Annotated in this window: 18 protein-coding genes; 14 read left to right on the top strand and 4 right to left on the bottom strand. The window is 54.0% G+C overall.

Going from position 1 to position 21,689, the window contains the following annotated elements:
• Positions 1–45: 45 nt before the first annotated feature.
• The 3 genes from dgt (at position 46) to cdaR (ending at position 4,432) form a co-directional block, all read left to right on the top strand.
• Complete coding sequence (gene dgt, locus FHC48_RS08580) at positions 46–1,560, top strand: dGTPase (protein WP_059362127.1); 1,515 nt, start codon at positions 46–48, stop codon at positions 1,558–1,560.
• A gap of 130 nt (positions 1,561–1,690) precedes the next feature.
• The gene (gene degP / locus FHC48_RS08575) at positions 1,691–3,127 is read left to right on the top strand and encodes a serine endoprotease DegP (RefSeq protein ID WP_008501918.1); all 1,437 of its coding nucleotides are present in this window, start codon (positions 1,691–1,693) and stop codon (positions 3,125–3,127) included.
• A gap of 147 nt (positions 3,128–3,274) precedes the next feature.
• Positions 3,275–4,432, top strand: a complete 1,158-nt coding sequence (cdaR, locus tag FHC48_RS08570) for a DNA-binding transcriptional regulator CdaR (RefSeq protein ID WP_059362130.1) — start codon at positions 3,275–3,277, stop codon at positions 4,430–4,432.
• 89 nt (positions 4,433–4,521) lie between these two features.
• Here the strand turns inward: cdaR and FHC48_RS08565 are convergent, their stop codons facing one another.
• The 4 genes from FHC48_RS08565 to map form a co-directional block, all read right to left on the bottom strand.
• The gene (locus FHC48_RS08565) at positions 4,522–4,911 is read right to left on the bottom strand and encodes a DUF3461 family protein (RefSeq protein ID WP_008501916.1); all 390 of its coding nucleotides are present in this window, start codon (positions 4,909–4,911) and stop codon (positions 4,522–4,524) included.
• 111 nt (positions 4,912–5,022) lie between these two features.
• Positions 5,023–5,847, bottom strand: coding sequence for a 2,3,4,5-tetrahydropyridine-2,6-dicarboxylate N-succinyltransferase (dapD, locus tag FHC48_RS08560; RefSeq protein WP_008501915.1), 825 nt, complete (start codon positions 5,845–5,847; stop codon positions 5,023–5,025).
• Between the two features lie 32 nt (positions 5,848–5,879).
• Entirely contained in the window at positions 5,880–8,555 is a 2,676-nt protein-coding gene (gene glnD / locus FHC48_RS08555) for a bifunctional uridylyltransferase/uridylyl-removing protein GlnD (protein ID WP_008501914.1), read from the bottom strand.
• Positions 8,556–8,617: 62 nt separating this feature from the next.
• Positions 8,618–9,412, bottom strand: a complete 795-nt coding sequence (gene map / locus FHC48_RS08550; protein WP_008501913.1) for a type I methionyl aminopeptidase — start codon at positions 9,410–9,412, stop codon at positions 8,618–8,620.
• Between the two features lie 321 nt (positions 9,413–9,733).
• Here map and rpsB point away from each other — a divergent pair, with 321 nt between their 5' ends.
• From rpsB to lpxD, 11 genes are all read left to right on the top strand, one after another.
• A complete protein-coding gene (rpsB, locus tag FHC48_RS08545) occupies positions 9,734–10,459 on the top strand; it encodes a 30S ribosomal protein S2 (RefSeq protein WP_003856207.1) in 726 nt (241 codons plus the stop codon).
• Positions 10,460–10,576: 117 nt separating this feature from the next.
• The gene (gene tsf, locus FHC48_RS08540) at positions 10,577–11,428 is read left to right on the top strand and encodes a translation elongation factor Ts (RefSeq protein ID WP_014830708.1); all 852 of its coding nucleotides are present in this window, start codon (positions 10,577–10,579) and stop codon (positions 11,426–11,428) included.
• Positions 11,429–11,578: 150 nt separating this feature from the next.
• Complete coding sequence (pyrH, locus tag FHC48_RS08535) at positions 11,579–12,304, top strand: UMP kinase (RefSeq protein WP_008501910.1); 726 nt, start codon at positions 11,579–11,581, stop codon at positions 12,302–12,304.
• 167 nt (positions 12,305–12,471) lie between these two features.
• Positions 12,472–13,029, top strand: coding sequence for a ribosome recycling factor (gene frr, locus FHC48_RS08530; protein ID WP_008501909.1), 558 nt, complete (start codon positions 12,472–12,474; stop codon positions 13,027–13,029).
• Between the two features lie 93 nt (positions 13,030–13,122).
• Positions 13,123–14,322 carry a 1-deoxy-D-xylulose-5-phosphate reductoisomerase gene (gene ispC / locus FHC48_RS08525; protein WP_008501908.1) on the top strand — a complete coding sequence of 400 codons (1,200 nt, stop codon included), beginning with the start codon at positions 13,123–13,125 and terminating at the stop codon, positions 14,320–14,322.
• 186 nt (positions 14,323–14,508) lie between these two features.
• The gene (gene ispU / locus FHC48_RS08520) at positions 14,509–15,267 is read left to right on the top strand and encodes a (2E,6E)-farnesyl-diphosphate-specific ditrans,polycis-undecaprenyl-diphosphate synthase (protein WP_021240487.1); all 759 of its coding nucleotides are present in this window, start codon (positions 14,509–14,511) and stop codon (positions 15,265–15,267) included.
• A gap of 12 nt (positions 15,268–15,279) precedes the next feature.
• Complete coding sequence (gene cdsA / locus FHC48_RS08515) at positions 15,280–16,137, top strand: phosphatidate cytidylyltransferase (RefSeq protein WP_008501906.1); 858 nt, start codon at positions 15,280–15,282, stop codon at positions 16,135–16,137.
• Positions 16,138–16,148: 11 nt separating this feature from the next.
• A complete protein-coding gene (gene rseP, locus FHC48_RS08510; RefSeq protein WP_008501905.1) occupies positions 16,149–17,501 on the top strand; it encodes a sigma E protease regulator RseP in 1,353 nt (450 codons plus the stop codon).
• A 31-nt stretch (positions 17,502–17,532) separates the two neighbouring features.
• Positions 17,533–19,950, top strand: coding sequence for an outer membrane protein assembly factor BamA (gene bamA / locus FHC48_RS08505; protein ID WP_008501904.1), 2,418 nt, complete (start codon positions 17,533–17,535; stop codon positions 19,948–19,950).
• 122 nt (positions 19,951–20,072) lie between these two features.
• Complete coding sequence (skp, locus tag FHC48_RS08500) at positions 20,073–20,567, top strand: molecular chaperone Skp (protein WP_008501902.1); 495 nt, start codon at positions 20,073–20,075, stop codon at positions 20,565–20,567.
• Positions 20,568–20,570: 3 nt separating this feature from the next.
• Positions 20,571–21,596 carry a UDP-3-O-(3-hydroxymyristoyl)glucosamine N-acyltransferase gene (gene lpxD, locus FHC48_RS08495; protein WP_059364380.1) on the top strand — a complete coding sequence of 342 codons (1,026 nt, stop codon included), beginning with the start codon at positions 20,571–20,573 and terminating at the stop codon, positions 21,594–21,596.
• The last annotated feature ends 93 nt before the right edge of the window (positions 21,597–21,689 follow it).

Genomic DNA, 21,689 nt, shown 5'->3' with positions numbered 1-21,689 from the left:
CTATCATGCGGTTAAGGGGAAACGCATTCTCACGCGGGGGAGCACATGTCACCAATCGATTTTCGCACCAAAATTAACTGGCACCGACGTTTCCGTTCGCCGCAGGGCGACAAGAGCGAACATGAGATTCTGCGTATCTTCGAAAGCGATCGCGGGCGGATCATTAACTCGCCAGCCATCCGCCGTCTGCAGCAAAAGACCCAGGTCTTTCCGCTGGAGCGTAACGCCGCGGTGCGCACGCGCTTAACCCACTCCATGGAGGTGCAGCAGGTCGGGCGCTACATCGCCAAAGAGATTTTAAGCCGTCTCAAAGAGCAGCGCTTACTGGAAACCTATGGTCTGGACGAGCTGACGGGGCCTTTTGAGAGCATCGTTGAGATGGCCTGCCTGATGCATGACATCGGCAACCCGCCTTTCGGCCACTTTGGTGAGGCGGCTATCAATGACTGGTTTAAGCAACGGCTTTATCCTTCGGATGCGGTAAGCCAGCCGCTGAGCGACGACCGCTGCATCGTACGCGATTTACGCCTGCGTGAAGGGGAAGAGGGGGTGAACGATCTGCGCCGCAAGGTGCGCCAGGACCTCTGTCACTTTGAGGGTAACGCGCAGGGGATCCGGCTGGTGCATTCCCTGATGCGTATGAACCTGACCTGGGCGCAGGTCGGCTGCATTCTTAAATATACGCGCCCCGCGTGGTGGATGGGGGAGACGCCCGCGTCCCACAGTTATTTAATGAAAAAACCGGGCTATTACCTTTCCGAAGAGGCTTATATTGAACGGTTACGTAAAGAACTTTCATTGACGCCAAACGGCCGTTTTCCATTGACCTGGATTATGGAAGCCGCCGATGATATTTCCTATTGCGTGGCCGATCTGGAAGACGCCGTTGAGAAAAGAATTTTCAGCGTCGAGGAGCTTTATCAGCATCTTTATACGGCCTGGGGCACCCATGAAAAAGGCTCGCTGTTTGCGCAGGTTGTCGAAAATGCCTGGGAAAAATCACGCTCAAATACATTAAGCCGCAGTACGGAAGACCAGTTCTTTATGTATTTGCGGGTCAATACATTAAATAAGCTGGTGCCGTACGCGGCGTCACGCTTTATTGATAATTTGCCGCTGATTTTCAGCGGGGAATTCAACCACGCCCTGCTGGAAGATGACAGCAGTTTCAGCCAGCTCCTCGAGCTTTATAAACATGTGGCGATGCGGCATGTATTCAGCCATCCGGATGTCGAACAGTTAGAGCTGCAGGGATATAGAGTGATCAGTGGGTTACTGGAAATTTATGCTCCGCTGCTCCAGCTGTCGGTCGACGAATTCAGCGAGCTGGTAGAACACGAGCGCGTGCGCCGTATTCCCATTGAATCACGACTTTATCAAAAACTTTCTACCCGACACCGTCTGGCGTATGTCGAAGCGATTGGCAAGCTGGATCGCCAGTCACCGCAGTGGCCGGTGATGGAATATTATTATCGCTGCCGTCTTATCCAGGACTATATCAGCGGCATGACGGATTTGTATGCCTGGGATGAATACCGCAAGCTGATGGCGGTGGAATAACCCGGAGTTTTGTAAAGACGGCCAATAAATTTTTACCTTTTCCATAAACTTATCGCCGGAACTAAGCGGTATAAAACGAATCTGAGTTACACAGCAATTTTGCGTTACCTGTAAATCGAGATTGAGAAACATGAAAAAAACCACATTAGCAATGAGTGCACTGGCTCTGAGTTTAGGTTTAGCGCTGTCTCCTCTGACTGCTACTGCAGCCGAGACCGCGTCGTCGGCAGCAACCGCGCAGCAGATGCCAAGCCTGGCACCGATGCTCGAAAAAGTGATGCCATCGGTGGTGAGTATTAACGTTGAGGGTAGCACGACCGTCAATACGCCGCGCATGCCGCGTAACTTCCAGCAGTTCTTCGGCGACAACTCGCCGTTCTGCCAGGACGGTTCGCCATTCCAGAGCTCTCCGTTCTGTCAGGGCGGTGGCGCAGGGGATGACAGCCAGGGCGGCGGCCAGCAGCAGAAATTCATGGCGCTTGGCTCGGGGGTAATCATTGATGCAGCGAAAGGCTATGTCGTCACTAACAACCATGTTGTTGATAACGCGAGCAGCATTAAGGTTCAGCTGAGCGACGGCCGTAAGTTTGACGCCAAAGTGGTCGGCAAAGATCCACGCTCCGACATCGCGCTGATCCAGATTCAGGATCCGAAAAACCTGACGGCGATTAAAATTGCCGACTCCGACGCGCTGCGCGTGGGTGACTATACCGTGGCGATCGGTAACCCGTTCGGTCTGGGTGAAACCGTGACCTCGGGTATCGTCTCTGCACTGGGCCGTAGCGGCCTCAATGCTGAAAACTATGAAAACTTCATCCAGACGGATGCGGCGATCAACCGCGGTAACTCCGGCGGCGCGCTGGTGAACCTGAACGGCGAGCTGATCGGTATCAACACCGCGATCCTGGCACCGGACGGCGGCAACATCGGGATCGGCTTTGCTATCCCAAGTAACATGGTGAAAAACCTGACCGCGCAGATGGTGCAGTATGGCCAGGTGAAACGCGGTGAGCTGGGTATCCTGGGTACGGAACTGAACTCCGAACTGGCTAAGGCAATGAAAGTTGACGCCCAGCGCGGGGCATTCGTCAGCCAGGTGATGCCGAACTCCTCTGCGGCGAAAGCGGGCATTAAAGCGGGGGATGTGATCACCTCCCTGAATGGTAAACCGATCAGCAGCTTTGCTGCCCTGCGTGCGGAAGTCGGCTCTATGCCTATCGGCAGCAAAGTGACCCTTGGTCTGCTGCGCGACGGCAAGGCGGTTAACGTCAGCCTGGAGCTGCAGCAGAGCAGCCAGAATCAGGTGGACTCCAGCACCATCTTCAGCGGGATTGAAGGTGCCGAGATGAGCAACAAAGGCGCAGATAAAGGCGTGGTGGTGAATAACGTGAAGGCGAATTCACCGGCAGCCCGTATCGGCCTGAAAAAAGGCGATGTGATCATGGGCGCTAACCAGCAGCCGGTGAAAAACATCGCGGAACTGCGCAAAATTCTCGACAGCAAGCCTTCCGTGCTGGCGCTCAATATCCAGCGTGGTGACACCTCTATTTACCTGCTGATGCAGTAATCCTCTGAAGCCCCTGTTCGCAGGGGCTTTTCTCGTTTCTGTGACCTTTCACACAAGTCCACACTTCTTCCTCTCTCTTTGTGCATCTGCACAATGCGGGCGTCGCTGAACTTCCCTATGCTTGAGCTCTGCTCACGGGAGGGTTCTATGGCTGGCTGGCATCTTGATACCAAAATGGCGCAGGATATTGTGGCGCGCACCATGCGCATCATTGATACCAATATCAACGTAATGGATGCCCGCGGGCGCATTATTGGCAGTGGCGATCGCGAGCGTATTGGGGAATTGCACGAAGGCGCGCTGCTGGTGCTCTCCCAGGGGCGCGTGGTCGATATCGACGATGCGGTAGCGAAACACCTGCACGGCGTCCGTCAGGGCATCAATTTACCGCTGCGCCTTGAAGGCGAGATTGTGGGGGTCATCGGCCTCACCGGCGAGCCTGAGTCACTGCGAAAATACGGTGAGCTGGTCTGCATGACGGCGGAGATGATGCTGGAGCAGTCGCGGCTGATGCACCTGCTGGCTCAGGACAGCCGCCTGCGCGAAGAGCTGGTGATGAACCTTATTCAGGCAGAGGAGCATACGCCTGCGCTCAGTGAATGGGCCCAGCGTCTGGGGATCGATCTGAACCAGCCGCGCGTGGTGGCGGTCATTGAGGTTGACAGCGGCCAGCTGGGCGTAGACAGTGCGATGGCCGAGCTGCAGCAGCTGCAAAATGCACTGGCGACGCCGGAGCGCGATAACCTGGTGGCGATCGTTTCTCTGACGGAGATGGTGGTGCTCAAACCGGCGCTCAATGCGTTTGGCCGCTGGGATGCGGACGATCATCGCCGTCGCGTGGAGCAGTTAATTTCCCGTATGAAAGAGAATGGTCAGTTGCGTTTTCGCGTTGCGCTGGGCAACTACTTTACCGGGCCGGGCAGTATCGCCCGCTCCTGGCGAACCGCGCGCACCACCATGATGGTGGGCAAGCAGCGAATGCCGGAAAGCCGCAGCTATTTCTATCAGGACCTGATGCTGCCGGTGCTGCTCGACAGCCTGCGCGGTGGCTGGCAGGCCAATGAGCTTGCGCGGCCACTGGCGCGCCTGAAAGCCATGGACAATAACGGCCTGCTGCGTCGGACGCTGCAGGCGTGGTTCCATCATAACGTGCAGCCGCTGGCGACGTCAAAAGCGCTGTTTATCCACCGCAATACCCTGGAGTATCGGTTAAACCGAATTTCAGAGCTGACGGGGCTGGATCTGGGCAATTTCGACGACAGGCTGCTGCTGTATGTGGCACTGCAGTTGGATGAACAGAGATGATGCTGTTTGCCGGGTGGCGGCTTCGCCTTACCCGGCCTACATGCGTTTGTAGGCCCGGTAAGCGAAGCGCCACCGGGCAATAAAACGGCTTATTTGTTGCGGGTTAACTTCTCAAGATCCGCTTCAATCTCGCTGATCTTATTGGTAACAACGCTTTCAAGGTGACGCAGATCGTCAAGGATCTTGCGCTTGAGATCGACTTCGGTGCGGTCGCGCTGGCAGATCTGATCGAGTTCATCGATCACATAGCGCAGGTTAGGGCTGATTTCCTGTACTTCTTTGTATCCCTGTCCTACACCGTCAGCAACAACGGTCTTACGCTGGCGTGGGTATTTAAACTTCACGCTTTTGGCGAAAAACTCTCCTTTGTCCTTGTGAAAATAGATTTTCAAAATATCGTTATTGGCTTCCTGGCGGAGGCTGTAACGATCAATTTCATCAGGATTGGTAATGCCCAGACTTTTCAGATTATCGTACATAGCGGTACCCTTGATCTCAACATAACCTTTGAATAATTAACGAAAAAATCTATTTTCGCCACCCTCAGATATAAAAAAAGCGGGGTTGCCCCCGCTTTTTGTTATACCCGATTAATCGATGGTGCGCAGCAATTCGTTGATGCCCACTTTACCGCGCGTTTTTGCATCCACTTTCTTCACGATAACCGCACAGTACAGGCTGTATTTGCCATCTTTTGACGGCAGGTTGCCGGAAACCACCACGGAGCCCGCCGGAACGCGACCGTAATGCACTTCACCGGTTTCACGGTCGTAAATACGGGTGCTCTGGCCGATGTAAACGCCCATGGAGATCACGGAGCCTTCTTCCACGATCACGCCTTCAACCACTTCAGAGCGCGCGCCGATGAAGCAGTTATCTTCGATGATGGTCGGGTTAGCCTGCAGTGGCTCCAGAACACCACCGATGCCCACGCCGCCGGACAGGTGAACGTTTTTACCGATCTGCGCGCAGGAACCGACTGTTGCCCAGGTGTCGACCATGGTACCTTCGTCAACGTAGGCACCGATGTTCACGTAGGATGGCATCAGCACGGTATTACGTGCGATGAAGGCGCCCTGGCGCACTGCCGCAGGCGGTACCACGCGGAAACCTTCTTTCTGGAAACGCGCTTCGTCGTAGTCAGCGAACTTCATGGGCACTTTATCGAAGTAGCGGCTTTCTGCTCCGTCGATAACCTGGTTATCGTTGATGCGGAAAGAGAGCAGCACGGCTTTCTTCAGCCATTGATGAGTGACCCACTGACCGTCGATTTTTTCTGCCACGCGCAGTGCGCCGGAATCCAGCAGGGAAATCACCTGGTTTACCGCTTCACGGGTCACGGTATCCACATTTGCCGGGGTAATCTCGGCGCGACGCTCAAAAGCGGACTCAATAACGTTCTGTAACTGCTGCATTGTTTACTCTTTCCATTTCACTAAAAAACATATCACCCTTTATCGTTTGGATTGAGGGCTGCTGTCAACCGTTGTTGCACTTCAAGCTGCAGGTCATTATTAAGGGCACGCCGGTCGGCGGTGGCGATTATAAATAAATCTTCTACTCGCTCGCCAATCGTTGTAATTCGGGCCCCATGAAGCGAAATTCCCAGATCGGCAAAAACCTGGCCGACGCGGGCGAGCAGCCCTGGCTGGTCGAGCGCGATCAGCTCCAGGAACGATTTACGATCGGTGTGGGTCGGCAGGAAATTGACCTCGGTATCCACGGTAAAGTGGCGCAATTTTGCCGGCTGGCGACGCGGCTGCGGGGGCTGCCAGCTGCGCTGGGTAATCGCCTGCTCCAGACCAAAACGTATCCCTTCATGCCTGTCCGACGACAGCGGGCTGCCGTCCGGCTCCAGCACGATAAAGGTGTCCATGGCCATACCGTCGCGGGTGGTGAAAATCTGTGCGTCATGCACGCTCAGGTTACGTCTGTCCAGCTCGGCGCAGACGGCAGCAAACAGATAAGGCCGGTCCGGGCTCCAGATGAAAATCTCCGTTCCGCCGCGCGTGGCCTGCGGGCTTAGCAGGATCATCGGCTGGGACAGATCGTGCTTGAGCAGATGCCGCGCGTGCCACGCCAGCTGGTTTGGGCTGTGGCGGACAAAATAGTTGGCGCGGCAGCGAGCCCAAATCTGATGTAGCGCCTCTTCATCAATGTTATCCATCCGCAGCAGCGCCAGCGCCTGAAGCTGGTGGTGACGCACGCGCTCGCGCATGTCCGGCGTGTTCTGCATCCCGCGACGCAGCTGTTTTTCGGTGGCGAAGTACAGTTCGCGCAACAGGCTCTGCTTCCAGCTGTTCCACAGGGTTTCGTTGGTGGCGCAAATATCCGCCACCGTCAGGCAGACCAGATAGCGCAGGCGGTTTTCCGTCTGAACTTCTTCCGCGAACTGCTTAATGACTTCCGGGTCCTGAATGTCCCGACGCTGCGCGGTGACCGACATCAGCAGGTGATGGCGCACCAGCCAGGCGACCAGCTGCGTTTCGCGCGAATTGAGACCGTGCAGTTCGGCAAATTTCAGCACGTCCTGCGCGCCCAGCACCGAGTGATCGCCGCCGCGGCCCTTGGCGATGTCGTGGAACAGGGCGGCAATCAGGATCAGTTCCGGATGGGTCAGGCGCGGCCACAGCTCGACGCACAGCGGGTGGCGGGAGCGCGTCTCTTCTTTGGCAAAGCTCTCCAGCTTGAGCATCACGCGGATGGTGTGTTCATCCACCGTGTAGGCGTGGAACAGGTCGAACTGCATCTGCCCAACGATGTGCGACCACTGCGGCATATAGGCCCACAGCACGCTGTGGCGGTGCATCGGCAGCAGCCCGCGGCTGACGGCACCCGGATGGCGGAGCATGCTCAGGAACAGCGAGCGCGCTTCCGGGATGTAACACAAAGGCTGCGTCAGATGGCGGCGCGCGTGGCGCAGATGGCGCAGGGTGGTGGAGTAGATCCCGGTGATGGTGCTGTTGCGCACCATGGTGTAGAACATCCGCAGGATCGCTTCCGGCTCGCGGATAAACAGCGTTTCGTCGCGCAGATCGATAAGCGTACCGCGCAGCTGGAATTCGTCATCAATCGGGCGCGGCTTTTCGTCCGCCGTCAGGGCCAGAATGGCCTCGTCGAACAGCTGCAACAGCATCTGGTTCAGCTCGGTCACCCGGCGGGTGACGCGGAAGAAATCCTTCATCATCTGCTCAACCGGCTCGTTACCTTCGCCCTGGTAATTCAGGCGCTGCGCCACGCTGAGCTGGCGGTCAAACAGCAGACGGTTATCGTAGCGGGTGACCTCCAGATGCAGGGCAAAGCGGATGCGCCACAGCAGGTGCAGACACTCGTTGAGCTCGTTACGCTCGGCCTCGGTCAGGAAGCCAAAGCCGACCATCTCGTCCATCGAGGTGGCGCCAAAGTGACGACGGGCGACCCACTGTAACGTGTGGATGTCGCGCAGGCCGCCGGGGCTGCTTTTAATGTCAGGCTCAAGGTTATAGCTGGTGCCGTGGTAGCGCTGGTGGCGCTGGTTTTGCTCCTCGACCTTCGCGGCGAAGAACTTTTCTGACGGCCAGAAGCCGTCGCTGAAGATATGTTTTTGCAGCTCCAGGAACAGCGCGACGTCGCCAATCAGCAGACGGGTTTCAATCAGGTTGGTGGCAACGGTTAGGTCCGATAGCCCTTCCAGCAGACACTCTTCCAGGGTGCGCACGCTGTGGCCGACTTCCAGCTTCACGTCCCAGAGCAGGGTCAGAAGCTCGCCGATTTTTTGCGCCTGTTCGTCCGGCAGCTTTTTGCGGCTTAGGATCAGGAGATCGATATCGGAAAGCGGATGCAGCTCACCGCGGCCATAGCCCCCGACGGCAACCAGCGCGACGTCGCTAACCTGCCCGAAACCGTAGTCGATCCACAGACGCTGCAGGAGCTGGTCGATAAACTCGGTGCGCGCCTCAATGAGCTGCTCGGCAGATACGCCTGCATCGAACGCGCTACCCAGCCAGCGATGGAAAACATCCATATGGGCTTTAATATGCGCGCAGGTCAGCTCGTGCGGCGGCCAGACGCCCGGGTTATCGGGCTGGTCGGGGAGGGTGGGAAGGGCTGTGTTAGCATACTGTTCGGGTAAAAGATTACTCATCGTGCGCCACCCATAAGAAAAAGCTATCGCCATTAAAAAAGCCGGCATTTGCCGGCTTCTTATCACTCAATGTTCGTCAGTATCGCCGGGATGGTGTCATCCTTGCGCAACGTCATAATTTCGCAGCCGTTGTCTGTTACCACAATAGTATGCTCGTACTGGGCAGACAAGCTTCTGTCTTTGGTTTTCACCGTCCAGCCGTCTTTCATGGTGCGGATGCGGTAGTCACCGGCGTTGACCATTGGCTCGATGGTGAAGGTCATGCCCTTTTGCAGCACGACGCCGCCGTCGTCTGCATCGTAGTGCAGAACCTGCGGCTCTTCATGGAAGACGCGGCCAATACCGTGACCGCAGTATTCGCGCACCACGGAGAACCCTTCCGCTTCCACAAATTTCTGAATTGCGGCGCCGATAGTACGCAGGCGAATACCCGGCTTCACCATTTTCAGCGCCAGGTAGAGGCTGTCCTGGGTGACTTTGCACAGGCGCTCGCCCAGGATGGTCGGCTTGCCAACGATGAACATTTTTGAGGTGTCACCGTGGTACTCGTCTTTAATGACGGTCACGTCGATGTTGACGATATCGCCGTCTTTCAGCAGTTTTTCATCGTCAGGAATGCCGTGGCACACCACTTCATTAATAGAGATGCAGACGGATTTTGGGAAACCGTGGTAGCCGAGGCAGGCGGAAACCGCGTGCTGCTCGTTCACGATATAGTCGTTACAGATGCGGTCCAGTTCACCCGTGCTGACGCCCGGCTTCACGAACGGCTCGATCATTTCCAGCACTTCCGCGGCCAGACGACCGGCGACGCGCATCTTTTCAATTTCTTCAGGTGTCTTAATAGAGATAGCCATGTAATCTGTCCATCGGTGTCGATTTTTTCGACAATACTAGTCTAAGTGTCGTCAATGGTATCAGTCAGGCACGCTCCGTGCCAAATTGAGAATCATTAACAGCACACTCCGCCAACAACTGTTGGTTTCTGGTCGTGTTTTGTGGTATAAAGCGCGCCGGACTTCCGATCCATCTCAGATACACAGGCTGGACGGGAGCGACAAATCTCACTTTGTGTAACAACACACACGTATCGGCACATATTCCGGGGTGCCCTTCGGGGTCGGTAATATGGGATACGTGGAGGCATAACCCCAACTTTCAATATAGAGGTTTTAAACATGGCAACTGTTTCCATGCGCGACATGCTCAAGGCTGGTGTTCACTTTGGTCACCAGACCCGTTACTGGAACCCGAAAATGAAGCCTTTCATCTTCGGCGCACGTAACAAAGTTCACATCATCAACCTTGAGAAAACTGTACCAATGTTCAACGAAGCCCTGGCTGAGCTGAACAAGATCTCTTCCCGTAAAGGTAAGATTCTGTTCGTTGGTACTAAGCGCGCTGCAAGCGAAGCTGTGAAAGATGCTGCTAACAGCTGCGACCAGTTCTTCGTGAACCATCGCTGGTTGGGCGGCATGCTGACCAACTGGAAAACTGTTCGTCAGTCCATCAAGCGCCTGAAAGATCTGGAAACCCAGTCTCAGGACGGTACTTTCGACAAGCTGACTAAGAAAGAAGCGCTGATGCGCACTCGTGAACTGGACAAGCTGGAAAACAGCCTGGGCGGTATCAAAGATATGGGCGGCCTGCCAGACGCGCTGTTCGTAATCGATGCAGACCACGAGCACATCGCTATCAAAGAAGCTAACAACCTGGGTATCCCGGTATTCGCTATCGTTGATACCAACTCCGATCCGGACGGTGTTGACTTCGTTATCCCGGGTAACGACGACGCAATCCGTGCTGTTAGCCTGTACCTGAGCGCTGTAGCTGCTACCGTTCGTGAAGGCCGTTCCCAGGATCTGGCTTCTCAGGCGGAAGAAAGCTTCGTAGAAGCTGAATAATAAGGTTTTACCCCTTATTAGTACCGTGTATGAATAGGGGCCCATTACCGGCCCCTTTTTTCAATTTACACTGTTTGGCCCCCGGCCGGGCAGTTCACATCTCCCGAGGATTTAAGAATGGCTGAAATTACCGCATCCCTGGTAAAAGAGCTGCGCGAGCGTACTGGCGCAGGCATGATGGATTGCAAAAAAGCGCTGACTGAAGCGAACGGCGACATCGAGCTGGCAATCGAAAACATGCGTAAATCCGGTGCGATCAAAGCAGCTAAAAAAGCAGGCAACGTTGCTGCTGACGGCGTGATCATCACTAAGATCGACGGCACCTACGGCATCATTCTGGAAGTTAACTGCCAGACTGACTTCGTTGCTAAAGATGGTGGTTTCCAGGCATTTGCTAACAAAGTTCTGGACGCAGCGGTTGCTGGCAAAATCACTGACGTTGAAGTTCTGAAAGCACAGTTCGAAGAAGAGCGTGTTGCGCTGGTTGCTAAAATCGGCGAGAACATCAACATCCGTCGCGTTGCTTCTCTGGAAGGCGACGTTCTGGGTTCATACCAGCACGGTGCTCGTATCGGTGTTCTGGTTGCGGCTAAAGGCGCTGACGAAGAGCTGGTTAAACAGCTGGCAATGCACATCGCTGCAAGCAAGCCAGAATTCGTTAAGCCAGAAGACGTGTCTGCTGAAGTGGTAGAGAAAGAGTACCAGGTTCAGCTGGACATCGCGATGCAGTCTGGTAAACCAAAAGAAATCGCAGAGAAAATGGTTGAAGGCCGCATGAAGAAATTCACCGGCGAAGTTTCTCTGACTGGCCAGCCATTCGTAATGGACCCAAGCAAATCTGTTGCTCAGCTGCTGAAAGAGCACAACGCTGACGTAACTGGCTTCATCCGCTTCGAAGTGGGCGAAGGCATCGAGAAAGTTGAGACTGACTTCGCAGCAGAAGTTGCTGCAATGTCCAAGCAGTCTTAATGATTGAAAAGGAGCCGCCTGAGGGCGGCTTCTTTTTGTCACCCGTCACAGGAAATCAGACAGGCTCCAGTATCGCTGTACTGATTTGCGGCATATCATGTCGCCAGAATTAACCCCCATCTTAATCGTTGACAGTCTCAGGAAAGAAACATGGCTACCAATGCAAAACCCGTGTACAAACGCATTCTGCTTAAGCTGAGTGGCGAAGCGCTGCAGGGATCGGAAGGCTTCGGTATTGACGCAAGCATCCTTGATCGCATGGCACAGGAAATCAAAGAACTGGTCGAACTGGGCATCCAGGTTGGCGTGGTCATTGGCGGTGGCAACCTTTTCCGTGGTGCTGGTCTGGCGAAAGCGGGGATGAACCGCGTTGTGGGCGACCACATGGGTATGCTGGCAACCGTGATGAATGGCCTGGCGATGCGTGATGCGCTCCATCGCGCCTATGTGAACGCCCGCCTGATGTCCGCTATTCCACTGAATGGCGTATGCGATAATTACAGCTGGGCAGAAGCCATCAGCCTGCTGCGCAACAACCGCGTGGTGATCCTCTCCGCCGGTACGGGTAACCCGTTCTTTACGACCGATTCCGCTGCCTGCCTGCGCGGTATCGAGATCGAAGCCGATGTGGTACTGAAAGCGACCAAAGTTGACGGCGTGTTTACTGCCGACCCGGCAAAAGATCCTTCTGCCACCATGTACGATCAGCTGAGTTACAGCGAAGTGCTGGATAAAGAGCTGAAAGTGATGGATCTTGCCGCCTTCACGCTGGCTCGCGACCACAAACTGCCGATCCGTGTCTTCAACATGAACAAACCAGGCGCACTGCGTCGCGTGGTCATGGGCGAAAAAGAAGGCACTTTGATCACGGAATAATTTCCGTCGACGATAAATACAGGTAAGATTCCGCTTTATTTTGTAGTGGTATCTTACCCGGGCGCGCCTTTGGCGTTGTCATGAATTAAACGCGACTATACTTAGCACACCTGTAGCGCTGTGCTGGCGGATAGTCTGCCTGAGACAAGTTTTCAAGGATTCGTAACGTGATTAACGACATCAGAAAAGATGCTGAAGTACGCATGGAAAAATGCGTAGAAGCGTTCAAAACCCAAATCAGCAAAATCCGTACTGGCCGTGCTTCTCCAAGCCTGCTGGATGGCATCATTGTTGAGTACTACGGTACGCCAACTCCTCTGCGTCAGCTGGCGAGCGTAACGGTAGAAGATACCCGTACGCTGAAAATCAACGTGTTCGATCGTTCTATGGGCCCGGCGGTTGAGAAAGCGATCATGGCGTCTGACCTTGGTCTGAACCCAAGCTCTGCGGGTGCTGACATCCGCGTTCCACTGCCACCGCTGACCGAAGAGCGTCGTAAAGACCTGATCAAAGTGGTACGTGGCGAAGCTGAGCAGGGCCGTGTATCCGTGCGTAACGTCCGTCGCGACGCGAACGATAAAGTAAAAGCGCTACTGAAAGAAAAAGAGATCAGTGAAGATGACGATCGTCGTTCTCAGGACGACATTCAGAAAATGACTGACGCTGCCATCAAGAAAATTGATGCGGCGCTGGCAGATAAAGAAGCGGAACTGATGCAGTTCTGATTTCTGTCGTACACTGATAAACGCCGTTCAGAGGGACTTTGGGTCTTGCTGGCGGCGTTTTGCTTTTATCTGGTCTAACTTTTCGGGCATCTCATGAAGCATTTAACACTCCTTGGCTCAACCGGCTCCATCGGTTGCAGTACTCTCGACGTCGTCCGCCATAATCCTGAACTTTACACCGTGACAGCGCTGGTGGCCGGTAAGAATGTGCAGCGAATGGTTGAGCAGTGCCTGGAGTTTACGCCCCGCTATGCGGTGATGGATGACGAAGAGAGCGCGCGCCTGCTGAAAGCACAGCTGCTTGAGAAGGGCAGTCGAACCGAGGTGCTGAGTGGCCAACAGGCGGCCTGCGAGATGGCGGCGCTGGATGAGGTGGATCAGGTGATGGCGGCCATTGTCGGGGCGGCAGGATTATTGCCGACGCTTGCCGCGATTGATGCCGGTAAGGACGTTCTGCTGGCCAATAAAGAGTCGCTGGTCACCTGCGGACGCCTGTTCATGGAGGCGGTGAAGCAGCGCGGGGCGCGTCTTTTGCCCGTCGACAGCGAGCACAACGCGATTTTTCAGAGTTTACCGCAACCTTTTCAACAGAACCTGGGGTACGCTGACCTGGAGCAGAATGGCGTCGTGTCGATTCTGCTTACCGGGTCTGGTGGCCCGTTCCGTGAAACGCCACTGTCTGAACTGCGTGCGATGACGCCGGATCAGGCGTGCCGTCATCCGAACTGGTCGATGGGGCGTAAAATCTCCGTTGACTCTGCCACCATGATGAACAAAGGTCTGGAATACATTGAAGCGCGCTGGCTGTTTAATGCGTCAGCGAAACAGATGGAAGTACTGATCCACCCCCAATCGGTGATTCATTCGATGGTGCGTTATCAGGATGGCAGCGTGCTGGCGCAGTTGGGTGAACCGGATATGCGTACGCCGATTGCCCATTCCATGGCGTGGCCGAATCGAGTGAAGTCCGGCGTGAAGCCGCTTGATTTCTGCAAGCTAAGTTCCCTGACGTTCAGTGAACCAGACTATGACCGTTACCCTTGTCTGAAGCTTGCAATGACGGCCTTTGACCAGGGGCAGGCGGCGACAACGGCACTGAATGCAGCCAATGAAATTACCGTTGAAGCATTTCTGAATCAGCAAATTCGTTTTACCGATATTGCGGCGTTAAATTTATCGGTACTGGAGATGATGGATTTGCGCGAACCACAGAGCGTGGAAGAGGTGCTGACGGTGGATGCAGCTGCGCGTAATATTGCGCGCCAACAGGTGACACGTCTCGCAAGCTGGTGATAAAGCAACCACTAGTCGTCGTGCTATTTGTTAGCGTTGGGCTTCAGTGATATAGTCTGCGCCACCTGATCGCAGGTATTTGACTTTACGTGGTCAGGTGAGCCGTGGTTTGACACGGCTTTTTTATGTATCGGCTTCAGTATTCCTGAGTACCGTTAAATCCTTTTCAGGGACAAAAAACGCGTTATGTTGTCTGCGAATCAACCAATAAGCGAAAACTTGCCAGCTCATGGCTGCCGTCATGTAGCAATCATTATGGATGGCAATGGCCGCTGGGCGAAAAGACAAGGGAAGATACGAGCCTTTGGGCATAAAGCTGGGGCGAAATCCGTTCGCCGCGCCGTTTCTTTTGCCGCCAATAACGGCATTGATGCGTTAACGCTCTATGCTTTTAGCAGTGAAAACTGGAATCGACCGCTGCAGGAAGTGACTGCGTTGATGGAATTGTTTGTGTGGGCGCTAGACAGCGAAGTAAAAAGCCTGCACCGCCACAACGTCCGCCTGCGTATCATTGGCGATACCAGTCGTTTTAACTCACGTTTGCAGGAACGGATTCGTAAAGCAGAGGCGCTGACTGAAAATAATACCGGTCTGACGCTGAATATTGCGGCGAATTACGGCGGACGCTGGGATATTATCCAGGGCGTTCGGCATCTCGCCGAACAGGTTCAGGAAGGGCTGTTGAGACCCGACCAAATTGATGAAGAAGCGCTGAGCAAGCAAATCTGCATGAATGAACTGGCACCTGTGGATTTAGTAATTAGGACAGGGGGAGAACATCGCATAAGTAACTTTTTGATATGGCAAATTGCCTATGCCGAACTTTACTTTACAGATGTTCTTTGGCCCGATTTTGATGAACAAGACTTTGAAGGTGCGCTGCATGCCTTTGCCAATCGAGAGCGTCGTTTCGGCGGCACCGAGCCTGGTGGCGACAACGCCTGATGGGGGTAGCTTTTGCTGAAGTATCGCCTGATTTCCGCTTTTGTATTAATACCCATTGTCATTGCGGCGCTGTTTTTACTGCCCCCGGTGGGATTCGCTATTGTTACGCTGGTGGTGTGCATGCTCGCCGCGTGGGAATGGGGACAGTTTAGCGGCTTTACCTCGCGTACGCAGCGAGTATGGCTTGCGGTACTTTGTGGCTTTATTCTGGCCGTAATGCTGTTCACGTTGCCTGAATATCATCATGATATTCATCAGCCTCTGGTGGCTGGTTCCTTGTGGATATCGTTGGCCTGGTGGGTTGCCGCGCTGTTGCTGGTGCTGTTTTATCCCGGCTCCGCGGCGTTGTGGCGTCATTCAAAAGTGCTGCGACTGATTTTTGGTTTGCTCACTATTATTCCTTTTTTCTGGGGTATGGTTGCGCTGCGCGCCTGGCACTACGACGAAAACCACTACAGCGGTGCGATCTGGCTGCTTTATGTGATGATTCTCGTCTGGGGGGCTGACTCCGGGGCCTATATGTTTGGTAAACTGTTTGGCAAACATAAGCTGGCACCGAAGGTTTCTCCGGGCAAAACCTGGCAAGGATTTATCGGCGGTTTGTTCACGGCCGCGATCATCTCCTGGGGCTACGGCGTCTGGGCGAATCTTGAAGTGGCACCATCAATACTGCTGGTGTGCTCCATTTTTGCTGCGCTTGCCTCTGTGCTCGGTGATTTAACCGAAAGTATGTTCAAGCGTGAAGCAGGGATTAAGGACAGTGGACACCTGATTCCAGGGCATGGCGGTATACTGGATCGCATTGATAGCCTGACAGCGGCTGTTCCAGTGTTTGCGTGTTTGCTTTTACTGGTATTCGGGACGATTTAACGGAAGGTTTTATGCTGAGCATTCTCTGGAATCTGGCGGCGTTCATAGTTGCACTGGGTGTACTGATTACCGTGCATGAATTTGGCCATTTCTGGGTTGCTCGCCGCTGTGGCGTGCGCGTAGAACGGTTTTCCATCGGTTTTGGTAAATCACTCTGGACGCGCACCGACCGCCACGGTACGCAATTTGTTATCGCCCTTATCCCGCTGGGTGGCTACGTCAAAATGCTCGACGAACGCGTCGAGCCTGTCGCGCCTGAACTGCGACACAGCGCATTCAACAATAAAACCGTTGGACAACGCGCCGCCATCATCGCTGCCGGACCGGTAGCCAACTTCATCTTTGCAATTTTCGCTTACTGGCTGGTGTTTATCATCGGCGTCCCTGGCGTGCGTCCGGTAGTAGGTGACATTGCCCCCAACTCCATCGCGGCGAGTGCGCAAATTACATCCGGGATGGAACTTAAAGCGATTGATGGCATCGAAACCCCTGATTGGGATGCCGTGCGACTGCAGCTGGTTGCTAAAATTGGCGATCCGCAGACCACCATCAGCGTATCGCCATTTGGGTCAGACGCCCGTCAGGACAAAGTGCTCGATTTACGTCAATGGCGTTTCGAGCCAGACAAAGAGGATCCCGTCGCTGCGCTGGGCATTCGTCCGCGCGGCGCGCAGATCGAGCCGGTATTAGCCGAAGTACAGGCAAACTCGGCGGCGAGCAAAGCGGGTTTGCAAGCAGGCGACAGGATCGTTAAAGTCGATGGTCAACCATTAACAGAGTGGATGACCTTTGTTACTCTGGTGCGCGATAATCCGGGTACGTCTCTCGCGCTGGAAGTTGAAAGGCAGGGCAGTCCGCTTTCGCTGACGCTGATCCCGGATACGAAGTCGGTCGGCAAGAAGGCAGAAGGGTTTGCAGGCGTTGTGCCAAAAGTGATCCCGCTGCCAGATGAGTACAAGACAATACGCCAGTATGGGCCGTTCAGCGCCATCCTTGAAGCCACGGATAAAACATGGCAACTGATGAAGCTGACGGTCAACATGTTGGGGAAATTGATAACCGGTGATGTGAAACTGAACAACCTCAGTGGGCCAATTTCGATTGCCCAGGGGGCTGGGATGTCAGCGGAATTCGGGGTGATTTACTATCTCATGTTCCTCGCGCTCATTAGCGTGAACCTTGGGATAATCAACCTGTTCCCGCTTCCCGTTTTAGACGGGGGTCATCTGCTGTTTTTAGCGATTGAAAAGCTAAAAGGCGGGCCGGTATCCGAGCGAGTTCAAGACTTTAGTTATCGCATTGGCTCGATTTTGCTGGTGCTGTTAATGGGGCTTGCACTTTTCAATGATTTCTCTCGGTTGTAAGAGAGTTAGTTAGGAAGAACGCATAATAACGATGGCGATGAAAAAGTTGCTCATAGCGTCGCTGCTGTTTAGCAGCGCCACCGTATACGGTGCTGACGGGTTCGTAGTGAAAGACATTCATTTCGAAGGCCTTCAGCGTGTCGCCGTTGGTGCGGCCCTCCTCAGTATGCCTGTGCGCCCCGGCGATACGGTTAATGATGATGATATCAGTAATACCATCCGTGCTCTGTTTGCCACCGGCAACTTCGAGGATGTCCGCGTCCTGCGTGATGGTGATACCCTGCTGGTACAGGTAAAAGAACGTCCAACGATCGCCAGTATCACTTTCTCCGGTAACAAGTCGGTGAAAGATGACATGCTCAAGCAAAACCTTGAAGCATCCGGTGTTCGTGTGGGTGAGTCTCTGGACCGCACAACCCTTTCAGACATTGAAAAAGGTCTGGAAGACTTCTACTACAGCGTCGGTAAATACAGCGCCAGCGTGAAAGCGGTTGTGACTCCGCTGCCGCGTAACCGTGTTGACCTGAAGCTGGTCTTCCAGGAAGGTGTCTCTGCGAAGATCCAGCAGATCAACATTGTGGGTAACCACGCGTTCAGCACCGACGAACTGATCTCCACCTTCCAGCTGCGCGATGAAGTGCCGTGGTGGAACGTGGTGGGCGATCGCAAATACCAGAAACAGAAACTGGCGGGCGACCTTGAAACCCTGCGCAGCTACTATCTGGATCGTGGTTACGCGCGTTTCAACATCGACTCGACGCAGGTGAGCCTGACGCCGGACAAGAAAGGCATCTACATTACGATCAACATCACGGAAGGCGATCAGTACAAGCTTTCGGGTGTTGAGGTGAGTGGTAACCTGGCGGGGCATTCTGCTGAAATCGAATCGCTGACCAAAATTCAGCCAGGCGATCTCTATAGCGGATCCAAGGTCACCAAAATGGAAGACAGCATTAAGAAGCTGCTCGGCCGCTATGGTTATGCCTATCCGCGCGTACAGACTCAGCCGGAAATCAATGACGCGGATAAAACCGTTAAGCTGCACGTGAATGTTGACGCGGGTAACCGTTTCTACGTGCGTAAGATCCGCTTCGTCGGTAACGACACCTCCAAAGACTCCGTTCTGCGTCGCGAAATGCGTCAGATGGAAGGCGCATGGTTAGGTAGCGATCTCGTTGATCAGGGTAAAGAGCGTCTGAACCGTCTGGGCTATTTTGAAACGGTTGATACTGATACCCAGCGCGTACCGGGCAGCCCGGATCAGGTTGATGTCGTTTATAAAGTGAAAGAGCGTAACACCGGTAGCTTTAACTTTGGTGTGGGCTACGGTACTGAAAGCGGCGTCAGCTTCCAGGTTGGCGTGCAGCAGGATAACTGGCTGGGTACGGGTTACTCTGTCGGAATTAACGGTACCAAAAACGACTACCAGACCTACTCTGAGTTCTCTGTAACGAACCCATACTTCACCGTTGACGGTGTGAGCCTGGGTGGTCGTATCTTCTACAATGACTTTAAAGCCGACGATGCGGATCTGTCCTCCTACACCAACAAGAGTTACGGTGTGGACGGAACGCTTGGCTTCCCGATTAACGAATACAACACCCTGCGAGCGGGCTTAGGTTACGTGCATAACGACCTGTCCAATATGCAACCGCAGGTGGCCATGTGGCGTTACCTGGATTCTATTGGCCAGTCGGCGAGCAAAAACAGCGATAACAACGGTTTCGCTGCAGATGACTTCACCTTCAACTACGGCTGGACCTATAACCGTCTCGACCGTGGCTACTTCCCAACGGAAGGTTCTCGCGTCAACCTGAACGGTAAAGTCACCGTCCCGGGTTCCGATAACGAGTTCTATAAGGTGACGCTGGATACTGCGTCCTACTTCCCGATCGATGACGATCACAAGTGGGTGGTTCTGGGTCGTACCCGTTGGGGCTATGGTGATGGTTTAGGCGGCAAAGAGATGCCGTTCTATGAAAACTTCTATGCCGGTGGTTCCAGTACCGTTCGTGGCTTCCAGTCCAACAACATTGGTCCGAAAGCGGTTTACTACGGCGGGAACGACAAAGATAACTGCGATAAGTCTTCCTCATCAGAAGTCTGTAGTTCTGATGACGCAGTCGGCGGTAACGCTATGGCCGTTGCCAGTCTGGAGTTCATCACGCCAACGCCGTTTATCAGTGATAAATATGCGAACTCCGTCCGTACATCCTTCTTCTGGGATGCGGGTACGGTGTGGGATACCAACTGGGAGAACACTGCCCAGATGCGTGCAGCTGGCGTTCCTGACTACAGCGATCCGAGCAATATTCGCATGTCTGCCGGTATCGCATTACAATGGATGTCACCGCTGGGGCCGTTGGTCTTCTCTTACGCCCAGCCGTTTAAGAAATATGATGGAGACAAAGCGGAGCAATTCCAGTTTAACATTGGTAAAACCTGGTAATAATCCGCTGCAAAGGAATGCGTTGGCAGTGTAGCGCTGACAACTGGCGATCGGTAAAACGGTCGCCTTGCCACGCAAAGAACGGTACCTTCTGGTGCCAATGGGATGGTAAGGAGTTAATTGTGAAAAAGTGGTTATTAGCTGCAGGTCTCGGTTTAGCGATGGCAACTTCTGCTCAGGCAGCAGACAAAATTGCAATCGTCAACATGGGTAATTTGTTCCAGCAGGTTGCACAGAAAACAGGTGTTTCTGCGACTCTGGAAAACGAATTCAAAGGCCGTGCAAGCGAACTGCAGGGTATGGAAAACGATCTTCAGTCCAAAATGCAGCGTCTGCAGCGTGATGGTTCTACCATGAAGGCAAGCGACCGCAGCAAGCTGGAAAAAGACGTAATGGCTCAGCGCCAGGCGTTCTCCCAGAAAGCGCAGGCTTTCGAGCAGGATCGTCAGCGTCGTTCTAACGAAGAACGCGGCAAGCTGGTGACTCGCATTCAGACCGCTGTTAAAGCAGTGGCTGCCGATCAGAGCATCGATCTGGTTGTTGATGCGAACGCCGTCGCTTTCAACAGCAAAGATGTTAAAGACATCACTGCTGACGTTCTGAAACAGGTTAAATAAGTAATGCCTTCAATTCGACTGGCTGATTTAGCTCAGCAGTTGGATGCAGAATTACACGGTGATGGCGATATCGTCATCACCGCTGTTGCGTCCATGCAATCTGCTAAAGCTGGCACGATTACCTTCATGGTAAGCCCTAAGTACCGTGAGCAACTGGCTCAATGCCAGGCGTCAGCTGTTGTTCTGACGCAGGACGATCTTCCATTTGCCACTGTAAGCGCGCTGGTAGTGAAAAACCCCTACCTGACGTATGCACGCATGGCTCAAATTCTTGATACCACGCCGCAACCGGCCCAGAACATTGCTGCCAGCGCAGCGATTGATGAGACGGCCAGGCTGGGTAACAACGTCGCCGTTGGTGCGAATGCGGTTATCGAATCCGGCGTTGTGCTGGGCGATAACGTCGTCATTGGCCCGGGCTGCTTCGTTGGGAAAAATACGAAAATCGGCGCCGGGACCCGTTTATGGGCCAATGTGTCCGTATACCATGACGTTGAAATTGGCGAAAACTGCCTCGTCCAATCCAGCACCGTGATTGGTTCTGATGGCTTTGGTTACGCTAACGATCGCGGTAACTGGGTTAAGATCCCGCAGCTTGGTCGCGTTATTATTGGCGATCGCGTGGAGATCGGCGCCTGTACCACCATTGACCGTGGCGCGCTTGACGACACGATCATTGGCAATGGTGTTATCATCGATAACCAGTGCCAGATTGCGCATAACGTTGTGATTGGCGACAATACCGCGGTTGCGGGTGGCGTCATCATGGCGGGCAGCCTGAAAATTGGCCGTTATTGCATGATTGGCGGTGCGAGCGTGATTAATGGCCATATGGAAATCTGCGACAAGGTGACCGTGACGGGAATGGGCATGGTAATGCGTCCTATCGCTGAACCTGGCGTCTATTCCTCCGGCATTCCGCTCCAGCCCAACAAGGTATGGCGTAAAACAGCAGCTCTGGTGATGAACATTGATGATATGAGCAAGCGCCTCAAGTCCCTTGAGCGCAAGATCGATCAACAAGACTAAGCGTCATCCGTTTAACGCTATTTTTCCCGGCCTGTCGGCTTTCTAATAAACCGGCAGGCCGTGTTATTATTGTTATCAGTACATTTTGACAGG

The sequence above is a fragment of the Enterobacter sp. EC_50 genome, from assembly GCF_019584525.1.
Lineage (GTDB): Bacteria > Pseudomonadota > Gammaproteobacteria > Enterobacterales > Enterobacteriaceae > Enterobacter > Enterobacter roggenkampii.
Note: the sequence above shows the minus strand (reverse complement) of the source record. Positions and strands in the feature narration are given on the sequence as shown.